We start from the raw sequence: 20314 nt of genomic DNA, 5'->3' as shown, positions 1-20314 counted from the left end.
CGAGTGAACGGAACCGTCACGCGCACCGGCCATCCGGCTCACTTGTCGCAAAGGGCGACATCACGGCATCCCGCCCCGCCATTCAAGACAAGCGAGCGGGCGCGAGCGGGTCAGTCGAACATGCCGTCGAGCAGGCTTCCGATGACGAGGCCGCCGAGGATGCCGCCCATGAGGTTTCCGCCTCCGCCGTCGCCGCGGCCGCCACCCCGGCCCCACTGGTCGGGACCCTGCTGCGGCCGCGAGGAGTCGATGTCGCGCTGCGCAAGCTGCAGCGCCTCCGCAGAGAGGAACGCGACACGGCGCGCCATTGCCATCGCCTGCTCGCGGTGGTCCTCGTCGATGTTCGTCGCCGCGGAGGCAGACGTGCCGAGGTAGCGGTCGAGGTCGATGCGCACGCGCTCCGCCTCGGCGATCCGCGTCCGCGCGTCGGCGCCGATCCATCCGCGATGCCCCGAGATGACGTCTCTCGTGACGGCGAGCTGACGGTCGGCGTCATCGATGGAGTGTCGCACGTGCTCGAGCGGCGGGATGGGGCGGGCGGCACGGGCGCGCGCCTTCGCGATCGCCTCATCGAGCGCGGAGTTGGCTTCGCGCAGGCGGGAGAGGAGCGCGAACGGGTCGGTGTTGACACCTGCTCCGGGCAGGGCCGCGAGGGCCGCCTGCAGGTTGCCGATCGCCTCCGAGACGGCGGGGGAGTGCGGCTCCTTGAGGGCGACGGCGATGTCTTCGCGCGAGTCCTCGATGATCGCCGAGAGCGTGGATTCCGCACGCAGCGCCTCGACCTCGAACGTCTCGACGGCATCGAGCAGCGTGGCCGCACGGCGGACCGCTTCGGTCGATGCCTCCAGCGCGAGATTCGCCTGCTCGCGCTGCCCGGCCTCGCGGCGACGCTCGGCGACGGAGGCGCTGTGCTCCGCGAAGTTCAGCAGCTGATCCGCCTCACCGGGGTTGGCATCGACCTGCGACAGCGCCTCGGCGGAGTACCGCGACGCGAGTCGCTGCACGGTCTCGCGTGCTCCGGGCACGCGCGTGCGCAGTCGAGCGGCGTCGGCGCGCACGCCGGCGATGATCTCGGGTGCGCGGCGCGCGCGTGCGATGCGTTCGGCGAGGGACGACGTGCGATCGTCGAGCAGATCTTCGGCCCAATCGCAGAGCTGCACGATGCGGGCGTTGCGCGTGCGCAACTCTTCGGGGGTGTCGGGGATCTCGTCGTGATTGAGCTGGTGGAGGTGGAACGCCTCGCCGAGGTGCTCTTTGACGGCAGCGAGGGCCTCGCGCAGCTCCTTCGTCGACTCGGGACCGAGTTCGGCCTCCGCGAAGACGAGCTCGTCGGTCGTCACGCGGATCCGTTCGTCCGCCGAGACGAGCGAGGTCTGCGCCTTCCGCGCCAGGTCAGCGTCCTGGGCTTGAAGTTCTTCCTGCTCGCGCTTGCGCTTGCCCCAGAATCCCGCCATGCCTCGATCCTACGATGGTCGCGAAGGCCGACCGCCAGCCTGAGCGACGCCGTCGGCGAACGCTCAGGCGTCGCGGGGCGGTCAGTCCTTGTGCCTCGGCTTGCGCGCGGGCCGCTCGCCCCGGTCGTCGTACGACGGTCGGTCCCCTCGGTCTTCGCGCGGGCGGCGCGAGGGTCCGCCCGTGTCGAGACGGAGCTCGATGAGTCGGCCGGAGATCCGGGTGTCGGTCAGTCGATCGAACGTCGCCTGCGGCAGGTCTGCCGGCAGCTCGACGAGCGAGAAGTCCGGTCGGATCTGGATGGCGCCGAAGTCGTCGCGTCGGAGACCGCCCTCATTGGCGAGTGCGCCGACGATCTGTCGGGGTTCGACGCGGTGTCGCTTTCCGACGGCGATCCGGTAGGTCGCCATGCCGCCGCGGGGCGTGCGTGGACGCCGTTCGCCCCGGTCGTCGTCGCCACGGTCGCGCGTCCGTTCGACGCGGGCCGGGCGTTCGGGCTCGGCAGCCGGGTCGAGGAGAAGGGGCGATTCGCCCTGCGCGACGATCGCGAGAGCTGCCGCGACGTCGACTTCGGGTACGTCGTGATGACGGACGTAGTGCGCGATGATGTCGCGGAAGCGATCGATGCGTTCGGTCGAGGCGAGCGCTTCCGTGATCCGGTCGTCGAACCGGGTGAGCCTCGTGACGTTCACCTCGTCGACGCTCGGCAGCTGCATCTCGGTGAGCTCTTGCCGGGTCGCGCGCTCGATGGCGCGGACGAGTCCGCGTTCGCGGGGCGTGACGAAGCTGATCGCGTCGCCCGAACGCCCTGCGCGACCGGTGCGGCCGATGCGGTGCACGTACGACTCGGTGTCGGTCGGGATGTCGAAGTTGACGACGTGAGAGATCCGCTCGACATCGAGGCCGCGCGCGGCCACATCGGTCGCGACGAGGATGTCGAGCTTTCCGGACTTCAGCTGGTTCACGGTCCGCTCGCGCTGAACCTGCGCGACGTCGCCGTTGATGGCGGCGGCCGAGTAGCCGCGTGCGCGCAGCTTCTCGGCGATCTCCTCGGTGACGATCTTCGTACGCCCGAAGACGATCATCCCGTCGAAGTTCTCGACCTCGAGGATGCGGGTGAGGGCATCCATCTTCTGTTGCCAGGCGACGACGAGGTAGCGCTGCGTGATCGTCGCCGACGTCGTGGTCTTCGTCTTGACCGTGATCTCTTCGGGGTCGTGCAGGTACTGCTGCGAGATGCGGCGGATGGTCGCGGGCATCGTCGCGGAGAAGAGCGCGACCTGCTTGGAGTCCGGCGTGTCGGCGAGGATCGTCTCGACGTCTTCCGCGAAGCCCATCTTGAGCATCTCGTCGGCCTCGTCGAGCACGAGGTACGACAGGTCGGACAGGTCGAGTGTGCCCTTCTCGAGGTGATCCATGATGCGTCCGGGGGTGCCGACGACGATGTGGACGCCGCGACGCAGCGCCGAGAGCTGTACGCCGTAGCCCTGCCCGCCGTACACGGGGAGCACGTGCACGCCCTTGAGGTGCGAGGCGTACTTCTCGAACGCCTCGCAGACCTGCAGGGCGAGTTCGCGCGTCGGTGCCAGCACGAGGGCCTGCGGCGTCTTTTGCGAGAGATCGAGCCGGTCGATGATGGGGAGCGCGAACGCGGCGGTCTTGCCCGTGCCCGTCTGGGCGAGACCGACGACGTCGCGCCCCGCGAGGAGCGGGGGGATGGTCGCGGCCTGAATGGCGGAGGGGGTCTCGTAGCCGACGTCGCGCAGGGCCTTGAGCACTGCGTCGCCCAGTCCGAGGTCGGAGAAAGTCATCGCGGGGGCTTCTGCGGGAGCCGCTGCCTCGATCGGGTCATCGCTTGTGGACACGCTTCAGGATAGTGCGTCCGGCCTGGGAGGCGACAGGATGCCGCGCCGCGCCGCCGAGGGGGCGATCAGTCCGTCACCTGCTCGGGCCCGTGCGCGGCGGCCGGTCGGCCGCGCTTGGGGCGCTCGGACGACAGCTCGAGCGCCAGGACATGATCCGGATGCCGCGCCAACTGCTCCTCGACATGGTCGAGCCACTGCAGCTCCGCCTGCGCCTCGAATCTCATCGACGCGTGGACGAGCGTGCGGGCGACATCCTCCGGTGCCGCGCCTCCGTCCTGTTCGTCGGCCGAGTCGTCGAGTGATCGCAATCTCTCCGCGGAGGCTGTCCGCTGTGCACCGATCAAGGTCGCGACGTCCGCACCGGGGAGGGTCGCGGCGAGGGCGAGCTTGATCGCCAGTTCGTCCCTCGTGCCGCGCGGACGCACGACCGGCGCGCGGAGCCACGCGTGGGCTTCGGCAGATCCGGCATCCGTGATCCGCCAGTACACGTGCCCGTGCTCGTCGACGTCGTCGCGGACGACCATCCCGTCGCGCTCCAGTCGATCGAGGGTGTTGTAGATCTGGCCGACGTTGAGCGGCCAGGTCGAACCGGTTCGGCGGGCGAACTCGGCGCGGAGCTGGTAGCCGTAGCACGGTCCGCGATCGAGGATCGCGAGCAGGCTCTGGCGTACCGACATCCGTTCTCCCCCCTGTGTGAACGCGTTGCCGAGTATATGCACCCCGGGTCGCCCGGGGGCCGCCCCGTCAGAACCGCAGGGCGTCGATCACCTTCGCGCGCACGGCCGCGAGTGCGGGCAGGAACCCGGCGATCGCGCCGATCGCGACGGCCGCGACGAGCCCTGTCACGGCGGCCCGCACGGGGAACGGCGGGATGTCCTGCATCCCGGGGAACATCTCCAGGATGAAGGGCGCCCGGAGCACCGCGATGACGATAGCGATCCCCACGACCCCGGCGACGGCCGTCGCGACGACGTTCTCCAGCAGGACCGTCGTGAAGATCCGTCCTGCCGATGCGCCGAAGCTGCGGCGGACGCCGATCTCGCGGATCCGCTGCCGCATCGCGACGAGCTGGATGTTGACGAGCCCGAGCCCGCCGAGGAGGAGGACGAGGGCGGCGATCGCCCCCGTCACGAGCTCGAAGACGAGCGCGGCCGACGCCGCTTCGGGGCGTGATCCCCAGTCCGATCGCGAAACCCCGACATCGATGTCATCGAGACCCGCGCGCAGATCCATCGCGAGGACGGGACCGAGCTCGGCCACGATGCCCGCGGGAACCCAGACCTCCCACGAGCCGAAGATGTCCGGCGACAGCCGGTCGACGCGGCTCGCGTAGCTGTCATAGAGGATCGTCGCCGTCTTCTCCTCGTCGCCCGCCCATTGCCGCGGCTCGACGCCGATGACGGTGTAGGTGCCGCCGCCGTCGCCGACGAACGTGACCGTCGTCCCCGCGTCGACGCTCGGCTCACCGAGAGACTCCCACAGGGCTTCCCCGAGGACGACGGGCGGCGACAGCAGGTCGGCGTCGGAGTCGCGGAACCAGCGTCCTTCCGCGATCGGCGACCGGTGGATGACGGGATACGCGGGATCGACGAGGCGCGTCGTGACGGGGCGGACGTACTCCGGCGTCTGGAGCTGCATCTGCAGACCGCTGAAGACGCGCGTCGAGTGCGAGAAGTCGAACCGCTCCGCGACGCGATCGAACCGCTCGTCGAACGACTCCCAGTCCATCGGCAGACCATCGGTACGGGTGGGGGAGACCGCGATCGTCGCGACACGCCCGCCCGAGCGGTCCGACTGTTCGGCGGTGAACTGCCGCTGGTATTCGCCGAAGGCGACGACGGCGGTGATGGCGGCGACCGATACCGCGATGCCGATGAGGCTCAGCAGGACACGCAGCTTGTGGTGGCGCAGCTCGGACCACGCTTCGGAGAGCGCTCCGATGAACGCGCTCACGAGGCGGTGCCCGTGACGGAGCCGAGCGCCGTCTCGCGGAACGCGAGATCGAGCCGCACGGGTTCGAGCCTGCCTTCTTCGAGCCGGAAGTGGCGGCGAGCGCGAGCGGCGACGTGCACGTCGTGCGTGATCGTGACGAGCGCGGCCTGTGCTTCGGCGGCGATGTCGTCGAGGAGCGTCATGACAGCCTCCCCGGTCTCGACGTCGAGCGCGCCCGTGGGCTCGTCGGCGAGGATGAGCGACGGCCGTCGCACGAGCGCGCGGGCGATCGCGACGCGCTGCTGCTCGCCCCCCGAGAGCTGTTCGGGGGTCGAATCCAGGCGATGCGACAGGCCGACCCTGTCGAGCATCTCGTGCGCCAGTCGTCGGCGGGACCAGAACATCGTGCCGCGCGCGTAGCTCAGCGGCATCTCGACGTTCTCCGTGGCCGTCCGCCCCGCGAGGAGGTTGAACTGCTGGAAGACGAACCCGACATTCTTCCCGCGAAGCCGGTCGAGCGCCCCGCGGCGCATCCGGCCGACCGGATCGCCGAGGAACGACACCGTGCCGCTCGTCGGCGCATCCAGCATCCCGAGGAGGTTGAGGAGCGTCGACTTGCCTGAACCGCTGCGTCCGACGATCGAGACGTGGTCTCCCGCCGCGACCTCCAGGTCGATTCCCCGGAGGATCTCCAGGCGTGTGTCGTCGGGAAGGACGACGTCCTTCGTGACGGCGTCCAGCCGGACGAGGGTCACCAGCTCCACCCCTGCTCCTCGCAGTACTCCCCGCCCATTCCGTCGTCGTAGCAGACCGGTTCGGTCGTCGCGGCCAGGCCCGGCACGAACTGGCGGATCTGTTCGCCCTCTTCGAGTCCGCCGGTCACCTCGACGATGGTGCCGTCGCCGACGCCGAGCGTGACCTCGCGCTCCTCGGCATCCGAACCGTCGCCCGCGTCGACCCACACGACGCCGGATCCCGCTCCTCCCCGCACGGCGGTCGTCGGGACGACGAGGACGTCCTGCACGGTTCCCACGGTGATGTCGAGCGTCGCCTGGAGTCCCGCGAAGACGACCTGGTCGCCGGGAATGGCACAACGGACGCTCGTCGTGCCGTCCTCGGCCACTTGAACCTTGAGTCCCGTGCACACGAACGGTGCCGGCCCGCCCTGGATCGTGACGGATGCTTCGCTGGGAGCGTTGAGCAATCGGTAGAGCTGCACGGGCTCCACCGTGCTCAGCACGTGGAATCGCGCGGGCGTCAGCGTCGCGAGTTCGCCGCCCACAGAGGTCGGCTGGCCCTTCACGACCGCGAGTTCGCCGACGTCGCCGGCTTCGGGAGCCTTGACGTCGATCGAGCGGACGGGGTCGTTCTGCTTGATCGTGAAGAGCACCTGCCCGGCGGCGACCGCCTGCCCCTCGCCCACATGGACCGTCGTGACGACGCCGTCGATCTCGGAACGGAGAGGGAAGGACTCGTCGCGCGCGACCGTCCCCGTGAGGCTCAGCGCATTCACGACCTCCCCGCGCTCGACCGCCACGACCGACTCGGAGATGCCCGCCGACGGTGTGACAGCGGCATCGCTCGCCTCGGGGAAGAACGCGAGCTTGACGAGCGCGGCCGCCACGGCCCCGAAGATGACGACCATCAAAAGGGGGAAGATCCACCGGCGCCAGACGATCACGTGCACTCCTCTCGTCCCCGTCGCCGGGGAGCATGTCGACATGACCCTAGCGGCGCGAGAAAGCGCGACGAGGGCGGGTCAGGGTCATCTCAGGTGAAGTGTCCGGGATGACCCGGAGATCTCACGCGAATTCACCCTCGGCATCCCACAGCCCACGCAAAGATCACGGGCGGGTAACATGGGCCGGGTATGCCCGGGTGCTCACGCGCCCGTGCGGCACGGGCGCCGATCGGCGCCGCACCCGACAAGATGGAGATGCTCCGTGGCCAACCCCCTCGAGAAACTGCTCCGCGCCGGTGAGGGACGCATCCTCCGGCGCCTCCAGCAGGTCGTGAAGGCCGTCAACGCCCTCGAAGAGGACTACGCGCAGCTGAGCGACGAGGAGCTGCGCAGCGAGACCGTCGAGCTTCGTGCCCGGTACGAAGCCGGCGAGTCGCTCGACCAGCTCATGCCCGAGGCGTTCGCCGCCGTCCGCGAGGCGGCCAAGCGCACGCTCGGTCAGCGCCCCTACGACGTTCAGATCATGGGTGGCGCAGCCCTTCATCTCGGCAACATCGCCGAGATGAAGACCGGTGAGGGCAAGACGCTCACGGGCGCGTTCCCCGTCTACCTCAACGCGATCGCGGGCCAGGGCGTGCACGTCATCACGGTCAACGACTACCTCGCGTCGTACCAGGCCGAGCTCATGGGCCGCATCTATCGCGCGCTCGGCATGACGACGGGCATCATCGTCGCGGGTCAGACCCCCGAAGTGCGTCGCGAACAGTACAACGCCGACATCACGTACGGCACGAACAACGAGTTCGGCTTCGACTACCTGCGCGACAACATGGCATGGCGCAAGGAGGACCTCGTCCAGCGCGGTCACTTCTTCGCGATCGTCGACGAGGTCGACTCGATCCTCATCGACGAGGCTCGCACGCCGCTCATCATCTCCGGTCCCTCCTCGGGGGAGGCGAACCGCTGGTTCGTCGAGTTCGCGAAGATCGCCAAGACCCTCGAGCCCGGCGTCGACTACGAGGTCGACGAGAAGAAGCGCACGATCGGCGTCCTCGAGCCCGGCATCGAGAAGGTCGAGGACTACCTCGGCATCGACAACCTCTACGAGTCCGCCAACACGCCGCTCATCTCGTTCCTCAACAACTCGATCAAGGCGCTCGCGCTCTTCAAGCGCGACTCGGACTACGTCGTCATGAACGACGAGGTCATGATCGTCGATGAGCACACGGGTCGCATCCTGGTCGGACGCCGCTACAACGAGGGCATCCACCAGGCGATCGAGGCGAAGGAGGCCGTGCCGGTCAAGGCTGAGAACCAGACGCTCGCCACCGTCACGCTGCAGAACTACTTCCGCCTGTACGACAAGCTCGCCGGTATGACCGGTACCGCCGAGACCGAGGCGGCCGAGTTCATGTCGACCTACAAGCTCGGCGTCGTCCCCATCCCGACCAACAAGCCGATGATCCGCAAGGACCAGTCGGACCTCGTCTACAAGAACGAGCAGGCCAAGTTCGCCCAGGTCGTCGAGGACATCGCCGAGCGCAACGCGACAGGCCAGCCCGTCCTCGTCGGCACCGTGAGCGTCGAGAAGAGCGAGTACCTCTCGCGCCTCCTCGCCAAGAAGGGCATCAAGCACGAGGTCCTCAACGCGAAGAACCACGCACGGGAGGCGGAGATCGTCGCCCGCGCGGGACGTCTCGGCGGTGTGACGGTCGCGACCAACATGGCCGGCCGTGGTACCGACATCATGCTCGGTGGGAACGCCGAGTTCCTCGCCGTTCAGGAGATGAAGGCGAAGGGGCTCGACCCCGTCGAGACTCCCGACGAGTACGAAGCCGCGTGGGACGAAGTGTACGAAGCGACGAAGGAGATCGTCGCGACGGAGGCCGAGAAGGTCGTCGCCGCCGGTGGTCTCTACGTGCTCGGCACGGAGCGTCACGAATCGCGCCGCATCGACAACCAGCTGCGCGGTCGCGCCGGCCGACAGGGCGACCCCGGCGAGAGCCGCTTCTATCTGTCGCTCACCGACGACCTCATGCGGCTGTTCCAGTCGGGCGCGGCCGAGGCGATCCTGGCGCGCACGAACTTCCCCGACGACGTCGCGATCGAATCGGGCATGGTCACGCGTGCCATCAAGAGCGCGCAGTCGCAGGTCGAGGCGCGCAACGCCGAGATCCGCAAGAACGTCCTCAAGTACGACGACGTCCTGAACCGCCAGCGCGAGGCGATCTACTCCGACCGTCGTCACATCCTTCAGGGCGACGACATCGCGGGGCGCGTCGAGCACTTCATCGAGGACGCCATCACGGCGGTCATCGAGGACCACACCGGTTCCGGACACAACGAGAGCTGGGACTTCGACGCCCTGTGGACGGAGCTCAAGACGCTCTACCCGGTCGACGTCACGATCGACGAGGTGGTCGCCGAGGGCGCGGGCCGCAAGGGCGGGATCACGTCGGAAGGCCTCAAGCGCGAGATCATCTCCGACGCGCGGATCGCGTACCGCAAGCGCGAGGAATCGCTCGGCGAGCCGGCCATGCGCGAGCTCGAGCGTCGCGTCGTGCTGCAGGTCCTCGACCGCCGCTGGCGCGACCACCTCTATGAGATGGACTACCTCAAGGACGGCATCGGCCTGCGCGCGATGGCCCAGCGCGACCCGCTCATCGAGTACCAGCGCGAGGGGTACCAGATGTTCCAGTCGATGATGGGGCAGATCAAGGAGGAGTCCGTCGGCTACCTCTACAACCTCGAGGTCGAAGTTCGCCGCCCGAGCGATGCGAGCGGCGAGGTCGCCGAGGTCGAGGTCGACGCCAAGGGACTCACGGCGGCCCCCGTCGAAGGACAGCGCCTGCAGTATTCGGCCGCCAATGACGCGGGCGAAGTCGAAGTGCGCAACGACCGTGGCCAGGTGCAGCAGGCGGCGACCAACCGCCTCCGCCAGGCCGCCGCTGCCGCCGCCGCTTCTCAGTCCGCTGACGGCACGCCGACGCCGGCACCCGAGGCTGCCCCGCAGCGCGGCGCGTTCGGTCAGCGGACGGACGGCGCAGCCGGCGGGGCATCGCCCCAGAACCGTGCGGAGCGCCGGGCGGCAGACAAGAAGAAGTGACGACAGGAGCCGGGCCGTGCCACCGCATGGCGATTGGCCTCGGCATCCTGTCGATATCCTGATCCGATGAGTCCGCTCCGCCCCCTCGATCAGTCCGGCAAGCTCAAGGATGTCCTCTACGAGATCCGCGGGCAGGCTCTCGTCGCCGCCGATCGGCTCGAGGCCGAGGGGCACACGATCCTCAAGCTGAACACCGGCAACCCCGCGATCTTCGGCTTCGAGGCGCCCTTCCAGATTGTGCGCGACATGATCGACTCGATTCCGCACGCGCACGGCTACAGCGACAGCAAGGGCATCATGTCGGCCCGACGCGCCGTCGTCTACCGGTACGAGCAGGACCCCACGTTCCCTTCGTTCGGGCCCGACGACGTGTATCTCGGGAACGGGGTCTCCGAACTCATCACGATGGTCATGCAGGCATTGCTCGACGAGGGTGACGAGGTGCTCATCCCGGCTCCCGACTATCCCCTGTGGACCGCCATGACCAGCCTCGGCGGCGGGACTCCCGTGCACTACGTGGCGAGCGAGGCCGACGGCTGGCAGCCCGATCTCGACGACATCCGGGCCAAGATCACGCCGCGCACCAAGGCGATCGTCGTGATCAACCCCAACAATCCGACGGGCGCGGTGTACTCGCGCGAGATCCTCGAGGGGATCGCCGACATCGCGCGCGAGCATTCGCTGCTCGTGCTCGCTGACGAGATCTACGACCGCATCCTCTTCGACGACGCCGTGCACATCCCGATGGCCTCCGTCGCACCCGACCTGCTCGTGCTCACGTTCAACGGCCTCTCGAAGACGTACCGTGTGGCGGGATACCGCTCAGGGTGGCTCGTCATCACGGGACCGACGGGCCATGCGCGAGGCTTCATCGAGGGGATCACGCTGCTCGCATCGACGCGGCTGTGCCCGAACGTCCCCGCGCAGCACGCCGTGCAGGCCGCGCTGTCGGGCGTGCAGTCGATCGACATGCTCATCGGTCCCGCCGGACGACTCCTCGAGCAGCGGGATGCCGCGTGGGAGACGCTCGAGTCGATTCCCGGTGTCTCGTGCGTCAAGCCCTCCGGGGCGCTCTACGCCTTCCCGCGGCTCGACCCCGAGGTGCACGACATCCACGACGATGCGAAGCTCGTCTACGACTTCCTCGTCGCGGAGCACGTGCTGCTCGTCCAGGGAACCGGCTTCAACTGGCCGACTCCGGATCATCTGCGCATCGTGACGCTGCCCGAGGCGCGTGTCCTCACGGAAGCCGTCGAGCGGCTCGGGAACTTCCTGGCGTCGTACCGCCAGTAGGTCGTGTCGGCGCGACGAGTTCGCGCTCAGAGGAGGGCGAGCGACGTCGCGCGCCAGCGTCCGTCGACCCCCTCTAATCGGAGTGCCACGGCACGGGTCCGCGCGGGACCCTGGACGATCACGACGGACTCGACGACGCCGTCGTCTGGTGACTGCTGGTGCACCGACAGGATCCGATGGACGGGGCGTTTGACGGGGAGACCGCGAGCCGAGCGCGCTCTCGCGGCGAGGTTGGCGCGAGTAAGAAGCCGTCGGTAGGCGTCTTCGGTGAGCCAACGTGCGAGCTGATCCACCTCTCGCACGCCGCCGAAGACTTCGAGGACACCGCGCGTGAGATTGCGCAGGAGCGGCTCGGGGTCGGGCAGGTGCATCGCGGGGGTTCGCTGCGGTGCGAAGTAGCCGATCGTATCGATCGCGCTGAGCGGTGAGGGCGCAGCGCCAGCGGGATTCGGTCGCGACGTTGCCATGCGTGCCTCTCTCCGGAAGGTGATTCGGGAGAAGTACAGCACAGTGCGTTCGGCGGCTGCGGAGGGTCCGGCATCCTGTGGATAAGTCCGCCCCAAGGATCACCTGTGCCTTAGCCTGCCCGAGTGCGCTGGGACCGATTCTTCGACGATCTCGAAGACCAGTTGGCCTCCGAGTGGGAGGCCGAGAGAGCCGCGCTCGACACCGAAGCCGAGCGGCTGCGGCTCTCACGCGTCACTTTGCGCGAACGCTTCACCGTCCTCGCGAGCACGGAGGCCGCGGCGGTCCCCATCTCGATCGAGCTCTCCGACCGCAGCGTCCTGCGGTGCCGCGTCACGGGGGTGGGTGCGGACTGGGTCGCCCTGCAGGCGGACGAGGGCGGCCGGGATGCTGTGCTGATCCCCTTCGCATCGATCCTGTCCGTCGGGATGCCGCACGTCGAGGTTCTTCGCAGCGCACGACCCGCACCGCGACCGACGAACCTGTCCGATCGCATGACGTTCGGCTTCATGCTCCGCGACCTCGTGCGCCGACGAGTCGGGGTCGCCATCGGCCTCGTTCACGGGCGGGCGCTGACGGGCACGATCGACCGAGCGGGGGCCGATCACCTCGACCTCGCGCTGCATGATCGCGGAGCCCCGAGGCGGAACGACGTCGTGACAGGACATCGCCTCGTTCCGCTCACCGCCCTCGCGTGGGTGAGGTTCGACGACCCCGCCGTGCGATGAGCACGTCAATCGTCGTGGCGGACTTCCCCCGTACCCCACAGCTCCGGGAAGCTGGCTTCTTGCGACTGCTGCCAGAGGGCCGCGCGACGTGTCAGCTCGATCTGCGCGTCGAGGTACTCACCGACGCTCGCCTCCTCGATCCGCCATTGTCCTGGTGAGCCGACGCGCATGCCGCGAAGCTCGCCCTTCTGGACGAGCGACATGACATCGTCGATCGAGATCGCGATGATCTCGGCGACTTGAGCGGGGGTGAGAAGACGCACCTCAGATGGGGGGATCTTGGGCATGGGTACCATTATCCCGCCGCCCCGAGCCGTTGATCAACGGCCGTCGATCAACGTCGGTGACCCTGTGGATAACGACGGTGGACGGTGGGCGTCGTACTGCACGATGTCCTCATGACTCGTCCCGCGACCACCCGTCCGTCCCGCCGCGCTCCGTGGAGCGACCTGCGCTTCGTGCTGGGGATCCTCCTGATCGGCGCATCGGTCGGCGGCGTCTGGATGGTCATCGCGAGCGCGCGCCAGACTACGCCTGTCTACATCGCCGCTCACGTGCTTGCGGCGGGAGCACCCGTCGAGGCGACGGACCTCCTCCTCGTGGAGGTTTCCCTCGGTCAGTCGGTGGGGGCGTACCTCGTCCCGGATGAGCTCGAGGCGGGGTCCATCGCGACGCGGACGATCAACGAAGGCGAACTGGTCCCGGCGTCCGCGATCGGCAGCGCTTCGGCCGCGGCCACGACGAGCGTCGTCCTCCGTAGCGCGGACGTCCCCGCGAGCGTCGAGAAGGGTGCGCGCGTCGAGATCTGGGCAGCACCGCTCATCGAGCGCGGGCGCTACGAGGATCCGAGGGTGCTCGTCGTCGACGCGACGGTCATCTCCGTCACACGCGACGACTCTCTCCTGGGTGGGGGAGCGGCGGGACTCGAGGTGGCGATACCGCGCACCGAGATCGGTGCGACGCTCGCGGCGGTCGCAGAGGAAGCGGCTCTCTCGATCGTTCCCACGTTCGGAGGGGACTGATGCGGGTCATGGTCGCCGTCGACGACCCCCACGGCGCCCGGCTGACGACGGACCTCGCGGCAGAAGGGATCGAGGTGACGGCGAGCGTCCCGGCATCCGTGCCCGTCTCTCGGCTCCTGGACGAGGACGACCCCGTGCTGTCTCGCGCGTTCGTCGCGGCGGACGCGCTCGTCATCGCGGTCGATCGGTTCGTCGTCTCGGCAGAGCTCGTCGGCCTGTGCGATCGATCGGGGGTGCGGATCGTCCCTCTCGGGGCCGGGGCTGACGCCGAGCACGCGGTGTCGCTGTACGGACTCGAGCCTCTCCGGCCGATCGACATCGAGGCGTGGCGTCTCGTCGAGATCCTCGCAGCACCGCTCGCGCCGGTACGCGGTGCGGTGCGCTCGAAGGATCCGCGCTCGATCGTCGTCTGGGGGCCGGCCGGTGCTCCCGGACGCTCGACGGTGGCTACCGAGTTGGCAGTCGAACTCGCCCGTGGGGGTCGGCGCGCGGCCCTCGTCGACGCAGACTCCCACGCGGCATCCCTCGCGCTCTCTCTCGGGCTGCCCGACGAAGGCCCGGGCTTCGCGGCCGCATGCCGGCAGGCGGAGCTGGGCTCGCTCGACGCCGCCGAGCTGACCCGCATCAGTCTCCCGATCGAGTCGATGGGCGTCGACGTGCTGACGGGCATCAATCGCCCGTCGCGGTGGCCGGAGCTCTCCGACACCCGCGTGCGTGCGGCCCTGGAGACTTGCAGGACGTGGACCGACTTCACCGTGGTCGACGTCGCGGCATCTCTCGAGCGCGACGAGGAGATCGTGAGCGATCTCGCGGGCCCGCGTCGGAACGCCGCGACGCTCGCCGCGCTGGAGGTCGCCGATGCGGTTGTCGCGGTGGTGTCGGCGGACCCTCTCGGGATCTCGCGATTCGTCCGGGCTGTCCCCGACCTACGGGCGACGATCGGAGGGAGTGAGCTGCTCGTCGTCGCGAATCGGCTCCGTCCGGGAACACTCGGCCTCGATGCGCGCGGTCAGGTGCGGCGAGCTATCGAGCGGTTCACAGGGCTCCGCGACGTGTGGTTCCTTCCCCACGACCCGAGATCCGCGGACGCCGCGCTCCTCGCTGCGCGCCCGATCGCCGAGGTCGCGCCGAAGTCGCCGCTGACCCTCGCCGTACGGCGCTTCGTCGGAGAGGCGCTCGTTCGTCCTCCCGACCGTGCTCCCTCCCGCAGTCGCCGACGTCGGGGCCGGGGTGGCGCCGCGTGAGTGCCACTCACCGACCGTCGGGGAGGTGCGCCGCGGGACGGGTGTGCGCGGCCGTACGCTGGAGGGGTGTCGACCCTCAGCGATCTCGTCTATGCCCAGGGCCGTTCCAGCGAAGCGGATGTCGAATGGCTCCACCGCCTCGCGGGTGACGGTCAGCTCCTCGCCGACCTCGCTTTCGCCGACATCGTCATCTGGGTCCCGACCGGCGACGACTCGTTCGTCGCGATCGCGCACACCCGCCCGAGCGGCGCAGCCACCCTGTTCTACCGCGACATCGTGGGAGACCGGGTGCGTCCCCAGTGGCGCACACAGGTGCGCGAAGCCTTCCAGACAGCGCGCATCGTCGACTCGGCATCGCCGGACTGGTTCGAGGAGACCCCGACGCGGGTCCGTGCCGTCCCGATCGTGCGTGCCCAGCACGGTCACCCCCGCGAGACGATCGGCGTCTTGACGCGGCACACGAACCTCGGTGAGACGCGGACGCCCAGCCGGCAGCAGATCACGTTCAACGACTGCGCCGACGATCTGTTCGGCATGGTCGCGTCGGGCGAGTTCCCCGATCTCTCAGCACCGACGGCGCCGCGCCGTGGTGCGCCTCGTGCCTCGGACGGACTCATCCGTCTCGACGTCGACGGGATCACGACGTTCGCGAGCCCCAACGCGCTCTCGGCGTTCAACCGCCTCGGGTTCGACGACGAGCTCGAAGGGGAGTCCCTCGCTGAGGTCGTGACCCAGATCCTCCCGGTCAAGCGCCAGTTCGACGAGTCCCTCCCGGTCGTCGTGACGGGTCGCGCACCGTGGCGCGCTGATCTCGAGTCGCGCGGCGTCACGGTGTCGCTGCGCACGATCCCGCTCCGTGACCACGGCCACCGCATCGGTGCGATCCTCCTCTGCCGCGACGTGACCGAGATCCGTCACCAGGAGCAGGAGCTCATCACGAAGGATGCCACGATCCGTGAGATCCATCACCGGGTGAAGAACAATCTCCAGACCGTCGCCTCGCTCCTTCGGATCCAGGCGCGGCGCTCGCACTCCGACGAAGCTCGCGAGGCGCTGACCCAGGCGATGAGGCGGGTCTCGGCGATCGCCGTCGTCCACGACACCCTGTCGGAGGGGCTCGCGCAGAACGTCGACTTCGATGACGTGTTCGATCGCGCCCTCAAGCTGATCGCCGAGGTGGCCGCGGCGCCGAGCACGCGCGCGAAGACCCGCACGACGGGGCGCTTCGGCACCCTGCCCAGCGAGTACGCGACTCCGCTCGCGCTCGCGCTCACGGAACTCGTCACGAACGCTGTCGAGCACGGCCTCGCCGGCAAAGAGGGAGAGGTGGAGATCCTCGCGGACCGCTCGGAGGATCACCTCGCCGTCACCGTCCGCGACAACGGTGTGGGCCTGCCGGAGGGTCAGGTCGGACGAGGGCTCGGAACGCAGATCGTCCGAACCCTCATCCAGGGTGAGCTCGGGGGGACGATCGACTGGCACACCGCCGTCGGGGCGGGCACGGAAGTGACGATCGACATTCCCCTGCGCTACATCGCGGTTCCTCGCGCGTAGCGCGGGGGCCGGTCAGGAAGCGCGGCGAGCGCGAGCGGCGCGGCGCTTGAGCGCGCGACGCTCGTCTTCGGAAAGTCCGCCCCACACGCCCGAGTCCTGACCGGACTCGAGGGCGTACTGGAGGCAGATCTCGGTGACGGTGCACCGGGCGCAGACGGACTTCGCCTTCTCGATCTGGTCGACCGCCGGTCCTGTGTTCCCCACGGGGAAAAACAGTTCGGGGTCGACGGTCAAGCAGGCAGCCTTGTCGCGCCAGTCCATGGAGGTGCTCCTTGCGGGGTAGTGATTTACGGGCATCCGTTCGGGTCGGGTACCCTTGTGGGTGTGCGAGCAGAACGCTCGCCCCACGGCGCTGTGGGAGCACACGGCTTAAGCCATCGTCCCATAGCACATCGGCTTGATCAAGAGATTACGAGCAGGTTTCTGAGCCGTTTGCTGGGGATCGCCTCCGAGGTGTGGAGGATCGACACAGATCCCGCCGCTCGATGAGAAGGGCTGTTGAGGCATGCGCACAGGGACCGTCGAACGGATCGCCGGCGTTCTGGTCGGGGCCGAAGGGCTCGCCCTCGTCGGCATCGTCGTCTGGCAGCTCGCCGCGATCGCGGCAGGTGACACCGGTTTCATCGCGAGTGCGATCGCCCTCGTTGTTCTGACGCTCGTCGGCGCGGTGGCCGTCATCGCCTTCTCGGTCGCGATCGTGCGCGGCCGATCGTGGGGCCGCTCCGGCGGGATCGTGACCCAACTCCTGATTCTCGCCGTTGCTCTCGGGGCCGCGACGGGAGCCTACGCGCACCCGCTCATCGGGCTCGCGCTCGCCGTTCCTGCTCTCGTGACGTTCGTGCTGCTCGTCTTCGCCGCGAGGGCGGCCGGGCGCGCGGCATCCGCTGCGGCGGAGTGACGGTCGTCAGACCCCGAGCTGCGCGCGCAGGCGGGCGACGTGGCCGGTGGCCTTGACGTTGTAGAAGGAGTGGCTGATGCGACCGTCGGCGTCGATGACGAAGGTCGAGCGGATGACGCCCTCGACGACCTTTCCGTAGTTCGTCTTCTCGCCCCACGCACCGTACTGCTCGTGCACGGAGCGGTCGGGGTCGCTGAGGAGCGGGTAGTCCAGTCCATCCCGCTCGCGGAACCGCCGGAGCTTCTCGGGTAGATCACGCGAGATCCCCAGCACGGTGTATCCCGCAGCCTGCAGCGGTGCGAGGCTGTCGCGGAAGTCGCACGCCTCGGTCGTGCAGCCCGGAGTCATCGCCTCGGGGTAGAAGAAGAGGATGACGGGCCCGCCGCGAAGGGCTTCGAGCGACACCTCGTTCTCGTCCTGGTCGAGGAGAGTGAAGAGGGGAGCGGGGGCGCCGGATTCGAGTCTCGAGGAGGTCACCCCTCAACGATAGGACAGCAGGCGCGCCAGAACGACCTCACGGGCGGTGGGAGAACGTCTCGAGAAGGCGCTGCAGCGAGTCCAGCCGTGCGGCTCCCGTCGGTCCGAGGCGGCCCTCCTCGACGGCTTCGACGATCGCGCAGTCCGGTGCGTCGGGAAGGTGCGTGCATCCACGTGGGCATTCCTCCGCCACGAGTGCGAGCTCGGTGAAGGCTTTCAGGATGTTCGCCGGATCGACATGGCCGAGTCCGAAAGAGCGAACTCCCGGTGTGTCGATGACCCACCCTGAGCCGTCCGGCCCGCGGTAGCGCAAGGACACGGTCGAGCTCGACGTGTGGCGTCCTCGACCCGTCACGACGTTGACGTGGCCTGTCGCGCGCTTCGCGTCGGGAACGAGCGCGTTCACGAGCGTCGACTTCCCGACGCCGGAATGGCCCACGAACACCGTCGAGTGGCCGACGAGCGCTGCCCCGACGCGTTCGAGCGGCATCTCCTCCTGCGCGCTCGTGAAGACCTCCAGATCGAGACCGTCGAAGTGCGTGAGGAACGGCGCGGGGTCGGCCAGGTCGGTCTTGGTCACGACGAGCATCGGACGGATGCCGGCATCCAGCGCCGCGACGAGGTAGCGGTCGACGAGCCGAGCACGAGGCTCGGGGTCGGCGGCAGCGACGACGACGAGCATCTGGTCGGCGTTGGCCACGACGATCCGTTCGACCTGGTCGGTGTCGTCGGCGCTTCGGCGGAGAAGGGACGTGCGCTCTTCGATGCCGACGATGCGCGCGAGTGTCCCATCGTCACCGGACACGTCACCCACGACGCGCGCGCGATCACCGGTGACGATCGATGTCTTCCGCAGCTCCCGGGCGCGCGTGGACAGGACGGTGTGCTCGTCAGGGCCGTCCTCGTCGACGAGAACCGTGTACCTGCCGCGGTCGACACCGAGGACCCGCGCCATTCGCGCATCGCTGTGCGTCGGTCGCCGCTTCGTCCGCGGCCGGTTGGATTTGGGATTCGGGCGGACGCGCACGTCCTGCTCGTCGAACTCCGGTTCGTCGTCCTCGTCGTCCGGCTCGAGCCAGCTCACGATGCCCGCTGCGCCTCGGGATCGGAAGCCGAATCCGTGAGCATCCCGTGCCAGATGCGGGGGAACTCGGGCATCGTCTTGGCGGTCGTGCCGATGTCGTCGATCTCGATACCCGGAACGGCCAGGCCGATGAGGGCGCCCGTCGTCGCGAGGCGGTGGTCGTGATGCGCCTTCCACTCGCCGCCGTGAAGCGGCCGCGGAACGATGCGGATGCCGTCGGGAAGCTCTTCGGCGTCGCCACCGATCGCACGCAGGTTGCCGACGAGCGCGGCGATGCGATCGGTTTCGTGACCGCGGATGTGCCCGATTCCGTGGAGGGTCGTGGGCGCTTCGGCGAACGCCGCGAGGGCGAAGATGGTGGGCGCGAGCTCGCCGGCCGCCGACAGGTCGATGTCGACCCCGTGGATGCTGCCGCCCGACGTGACGGTCAGGACGCCGCCGCGACGCGACGTGCGTGCGCCGAACACCGCGAGGATGTCGGTGAGCAGGTGGCCGGGCTGGGTCGAATGTGCGGGCCAGCCCGTGACGGACACGGAGCCTCCCGTGATCATCGCGGCGGCCAGGAACGGCGCGGCGTTGGAGAGGTCTGGCTCGATCGCCACGTCTTTGCCGCGGATCGGCCCGGCGGGGACGACCCACTCGCCGACGGCGGGGGACTCGACGTGCACACCGCGGTGCGCCAGCGACTCGATCGTCATGTCGATGTGCGGCATGCTCGGCAGGCGTGCGCCGGTGTGGACGAGGTGGAGTCCGACGTCGAATCTCGGCGCGGAGAGCAGCAGACCCGACACGAACTGGCTGGAGGCGCTCGCGTCGATCGTGATCTCGCCACCGCGTACGTGTCCGTGACCGCGCACCGAGAAGGGAAGCGACCACGTGCCGCCGTCGTCGATGTCGACGCCGACGTCGCGGAGGGCCGTGATCATGGCGCCCATGGGCCGGTGCAGCGCGCTCTCATGCGCGGTCAGTGCGACATCGCCCTTCGCGAAGCCGCCCAGAGGCGCGACGAAGCGCATGACCGTTCCCGCCTGCCCGCAGTCGACCGTCGTTCCGCCGGTGAGGGGCCAGGCGGGGGTGACGACGAGATCGTCGCCGAACGGGCCGCTGCCTTCGACGGCTTCGACGCCCACGCCGAGGGTTCGCAGTGCCTCGATCATTCGCCGCGAGTCGTCGGAATGCAGGGGATTCAAGAGGCGGCTCGAGCCGTCCGCGAGAGCGGCCAGGATCAGCTCGCGATTGGTGAGCGACTTCGATGCGGGCACCGTCACGGTCGCGCGCACCGGCGACTCCGCGACGGGCGCCGCCCAAGGGCTGCGGTCGCGGGTCGTGGAGGACGGGGAATACGCGTCGGCGGTCATCGGGTTCTACCCTACTGAACCGCGTCGACACCGCCGCGGAGGACATCCGATCAGACGGGAGTGCACGTGACCGCGATTCTCGAACGTGCGACCGACGAGGCGTCGTTGCACAGCCTCGAACAGGCGTGGCGGGAGCCCGCCGTAGACTTGCGGGT

Annotated in this window: 19 protein-coding genes; 7 read left to right on the top strand and 12 right to left on the bottom strand. The window is 68.9% G+C overall.

Annotation, left to right across the window (positions count from 1 at the left end):
* Nucleotides 1–110: 110 nt before the first annotated feature.
* The 6 genes from FBY39_RS15760 to FBY39_RS16760 all read right to left on the bottom strand — a co-directional run bounded on the left by FBY39_RS15760 (nt 111) and on the right by FBY39_RS16760 (nt 6930).
* A complete protein-coding gene (locus FBY39_RS15760; protein ID WP_141933533.1) occupies nt 111–1454 on the bottom strand; it encodes a hypothetical protein in 1344 nt (447 codons plus the stop codon).
* A gap of 81 nt (nt 1455–1535) precedes the next feature.
* Nucleotides 1536–3263 (bottom strand): DEAD/DEAH box helicase, encoded by a 1728-nt coding sequence (locus tag FBY39_RS15755; protein WP_141934288.1) that lies wholly within the window; start codon nt 3261–3263, stop codon nt 1536–1538.
* A gap of 119 nt (nt 3264–3382) precedes the next feature.
* Nucleotides 3383–3994 (bottom strand): PadR family transcriptional regulator, encoded by a 612-nt coding sequence (locus tag FBY39_RS15750; protein WP_141933531.1) that lies wholly within the window; start codon nt 3992–3994, stop codon nt 3383–3385.
* Nucleotides 3995–4061: 67 nt separating this feature from the next.
* Entirely contained in the window at nt 4062–5270 is a 1209-nt protein-coding gene (locus FBY39_RS15745; RefSeq protein WP_141933529.1) for an ABC transporter permease, read from the bottom strand.
* Nucleotides 5267–6004, bottom strand: coding sequence for an ABC transporter ATP-binding protein (locus FBY39_RS16765; RefSeq protein WP_141934286.1), 738 nt, complete (start codon nt 6002–6004; stop codon nt 5267–5269). Before FBY39_RS16765 ends, FBY39_RS15745 begins: the two co-directional genes overlap by 4 nt.
* Nucleotides 6001–6930: an efflux RND transporter periplasmic adaptor subunit gene (locus FBY39_RS16760; RefSeq protein WP_141933527.1), complete on the bottom strand. Its 930-nt coding sequence runs from the start codon at nt 6928–6930 to the stop codon at nt 6001–6003. Before FBY39_RS16760 ends, FBY39_RS16765 begins: the two co-directional genes overlap by 4 nt.
* Before the next feature lie 262 nt (nt 6931–7192).
* Here FBY39_RS16760 and secA point away from each other — a divergent pair, with 262 nt between their 5' ends.
* Nucleotides 7193–10036 (top strand): preprotein translocase subunit SecA, encoded by a 2844-nt coding sequence (gene secA, locus FBY39_RS15730; RefSeq protein ID WP_141933525.1) that lies wholly within the window; start codon nt 7193–7195, stop codon nt 10034–10036.
* Between the two features lie 66 nt (nt 10037–10102).
* Complete coding sequence (locus tag FBY39_RS15725; RefSeq protein WP_141933523.1) at nt 10103–11329, top strand: pyridoxal phosphate-dependent aminotransferase; 1227 nt, start codon at nt 10103–10105, stop codon at nt 11327–11329.
* A gap of 26 nt (nt 11330–11355) precedes the next feature.
* On the opposite strand, the gene FBY39_RS15720 is transcribed toward FBY39_RS15725, so the two are convergent.
* On the bottom strand, nt 11356–11796 hold the full coding sequence (locus FBY39_RS15720) for an Rv3235 family protein (RefSeq protein WP_141933521.1): 441 nt from the start codon (nt 11794–11796) through the stop codon (nt 11356–11358).
* Between the two features lie 123 nt (nt 11797–11919).
* Between FBY39_RS15720 and FBY39_RS15715 the strand changes: the two genes are divergently transcribed.
* A complete protein-coding gene (locus tag FBY39_RS15715) occupies nt 11920–12522 on the top strand; it encodes a hypothetical protein (RefSeq protein ID WP_141933518.1) in 603 nt (200 codons plus the stop codon).
* Nucleotides 12523–12527: 5 nt separating this feature from the next.
* Here FBY39_RS15715 and FBY39_RS15710 read toward each other — a convergent pair whose 3' ends face one another.
* Complete coding sequence (locus FBY39_RS15710) at nt 12528–12809, bottom strand: helix-turn-helix domain-containing protein (RefSeq protein WP_141933516.1); 282 nt, start codon at nt 12807–12809, stop codon at nt 12528–12530.
* Nucleotides 12810–12920: 111 nt separating this feature from the next.
* Here FBY39_RS15710 and FBY39_RS15705 point away from each other — a divergent pair, with 111 nt between their 5' ends.
* The 3 genes from FBY39_RS15705 to FBY39_RS15695 all read left to right on the top strand — a co-directional run bounded on the left by FBY39_RS15705 (nt 12921) and on the right by FBY39_RS15695 (nt 16342).
* A complete protein-coding gene (locus tag FBY39_RS15705; RefSeq protein ID WP_141933514.1) occupies nt 12921–13544 on the top strand; it encodes an SAF domain-containing protein in 624 nt (207 codons plus the stop codon).
* A complete protein-coding gene (locus tag FBY39_RS15700) occupies nt 13544–14788 on the top strand; it encodes a hypothetical protein (RefSeq protein WP_141933512.1) in 1245 nt (414 codons plus the stop codon). Before FBY39_RS15705 ends, FBY39_RS15700 begins: the two co-directional genes overlap by 1 nt.
* Before the next feature lie 66 nt (nt 14789–14854).
* Complete coding sequence (locus FBY39_RS15695) at nt 14855–16342, top strand: sensor histidine kinase (RefSeq protein ID WP_141933510.1); 1488 nt, start codon at nt 14855–14857, stop codon at nt 16340–16342.
* A gap of 12 nt (nt 16343–16354) precedes the next feature.
* Here the strand turns inward: FBY39_RS15695 and FBY39_RS15690 are convergent, their stop codons facing one another.
* Nucleotides 16355–16603 (bottom strand): WhiB family transcriptional regulator, encoded by a 249-nt coding sequence (locus tag FBY39_RS15690; protein ID WP_019182239.1) that lies wholly within the window; start codon nt 16601–16603, stop codon nt 16355–16357.
* A 244-nt stretch (nt 16604–16847) separates the two neighbouring features.
* On the opposite strand from FBY39_RS15690, the gene FBY39_RS15685 reads away from it, so the two are divergent.
* Nucleotides 16848–17240: a histidine kinase gene (locus tag FBY39_RS15685; protein WP_141933508.1), complete on the top strand. Its 393-nt coding sequence runs from the start codon at nt 16848–16850 to the stop codon at nt 17238–17240.
* Nucleotides 17241–17246: 6 nt separating this feature from the next.
* On the opposite strand, the gene bcp is transcribed toward FBY39_RS15685, so the two are convergent.
* The 3 genes from bcp to aroA are packed head-to-tail and all read right to left on the bottom strand — an operon-like array spanning nt 17247 to nt 20159.
* A complete protein-coding gene (bcp, locus tag FBY39_RS15680) occupies nt 17247–17717 on the bottom strand; it encodes a thioredoxin-dependent thiol peroxidase (protein WP_141933506.1) in 471 nt (156 codons plus the stop codon).
* 37 nt (nt 17718–17754) lie between these two features.
* A complete protein-coding gene (rsgA, locus tag FBY39_RS15675) occupies nt 17755–18801 on the bottom strand; it encodes a ribosome small subunit-dependent GTPase A (RefSeq protein WP_141933504.1) in 1047 nt (348 codons plus the stop codon).
* Entirely contained in the window at nt 18798–20159 is a 1362-nt protein-coding gene (gene aroA, locus FBY39_RS15670) for a 3-phosphoshikimate 1-carboxyvinyltransferase (RefSeq protein WP_141933502.1), read from the bottom strand. Before aroA ends, rsgA begins: the two co-directional genes overlap by 4 nt.
* Nucleotides 20160–20314 lie beyond the last annotated feature (155 nt).

This window comes from Microbacterium sp. SLBN-146 (assembly GCF_006715145.1).
Lineage (GTDB): Bacteria > Actinomycetota > Actinomycetes > Actinomycetales > Microbacteriaceae > Microbacterium.
This window is presented reverse-complemented; position numbering and strand designations above follow the sequence as displayed.

Excerpts from the sequence above, each read along its gene's own strand:
- FBY39_RS15705 (WP_141933514.1), top strand. The coding sequence starts at position 12,921 with ATGACTCGTCCCGCGACCACCCGTCCGTCCCGCCGCGCTCCGTGGAGC.
- FBY39_RS15685 (WP_141933508.1), top strand. The coding sequence starts at position 16,848 with ATGCGCACAGGGACCGTCGAACGGATCGCCGGCGTTCTGGTCGGGGCC.
- FBY39_RS15760 (WP_141933533.1), bottom strand. The coding sequence starts at position 1,454 with ATGGCGGGATTCTGGGGCAAGCGCAAGCGCGAGCAGGAAGAACTTCAA.
- FBY39_RS15725 (WP_141933523.1), top strand. The coding sequence starts at position 10,103 with ATGAGTCCGCTCCGCCCCCTCGATCAGTCCGGCAAGCTCAAGGATGTC.
- FBY39_RS15750 (WP_141933531.1), bottom strand. The coding sequence starts at position 3,994 with ATGTCGGTACGCCAGAGCCTGCTCGCGATCCTCGATCGCGGACCGTGC.
- FBY39_RS15700 (WP_141933512.1), top strand. The coding sequence starts at position 13,544 with ATGCGGGTCATGGTCGCCGTCGACGACCCCCACGGCGCCCGGCTGACG.
- aroA (WP_141933502.1), bottom strand. The coding sequence starts at position 20,159 with ATGACCGCCGACGCGTATTCCCCGTCCTCCACGACCCGCGACCGCAGC.
- FBY39_RS15720 (WP_141933521.1), bottom strand. The coding sequence starts at position 11,796 with ATGGCAACGTCGCGACCGAATCCCGCTGGCGCTGCGCCCTCACCGCTC.
- FBY39_RS15710 (WP_141933516.1), bottom strand. The coding sequence starts at position 12,809 with ATGCCCAAGATCCCCCCATCTGAGGTGCGTCTTCTCACCCCCGCTCAA.
- FBY39_RS15690 (WP_019182239.1), bottom strand. The coding sequence starts at position 16,603 with ATGGACTGGCGCGACAAGGCTGCCTGCTTGACCGTCGACCCCGAACTG.
- FBY39_RS15755 (WP_141934288.1), bottom strand. The coding sequence starts at position 3,263 with ATGACTTTCTCCGACCTCGGACTGGGCGACGCAGTGCTCAAGGCCCTG.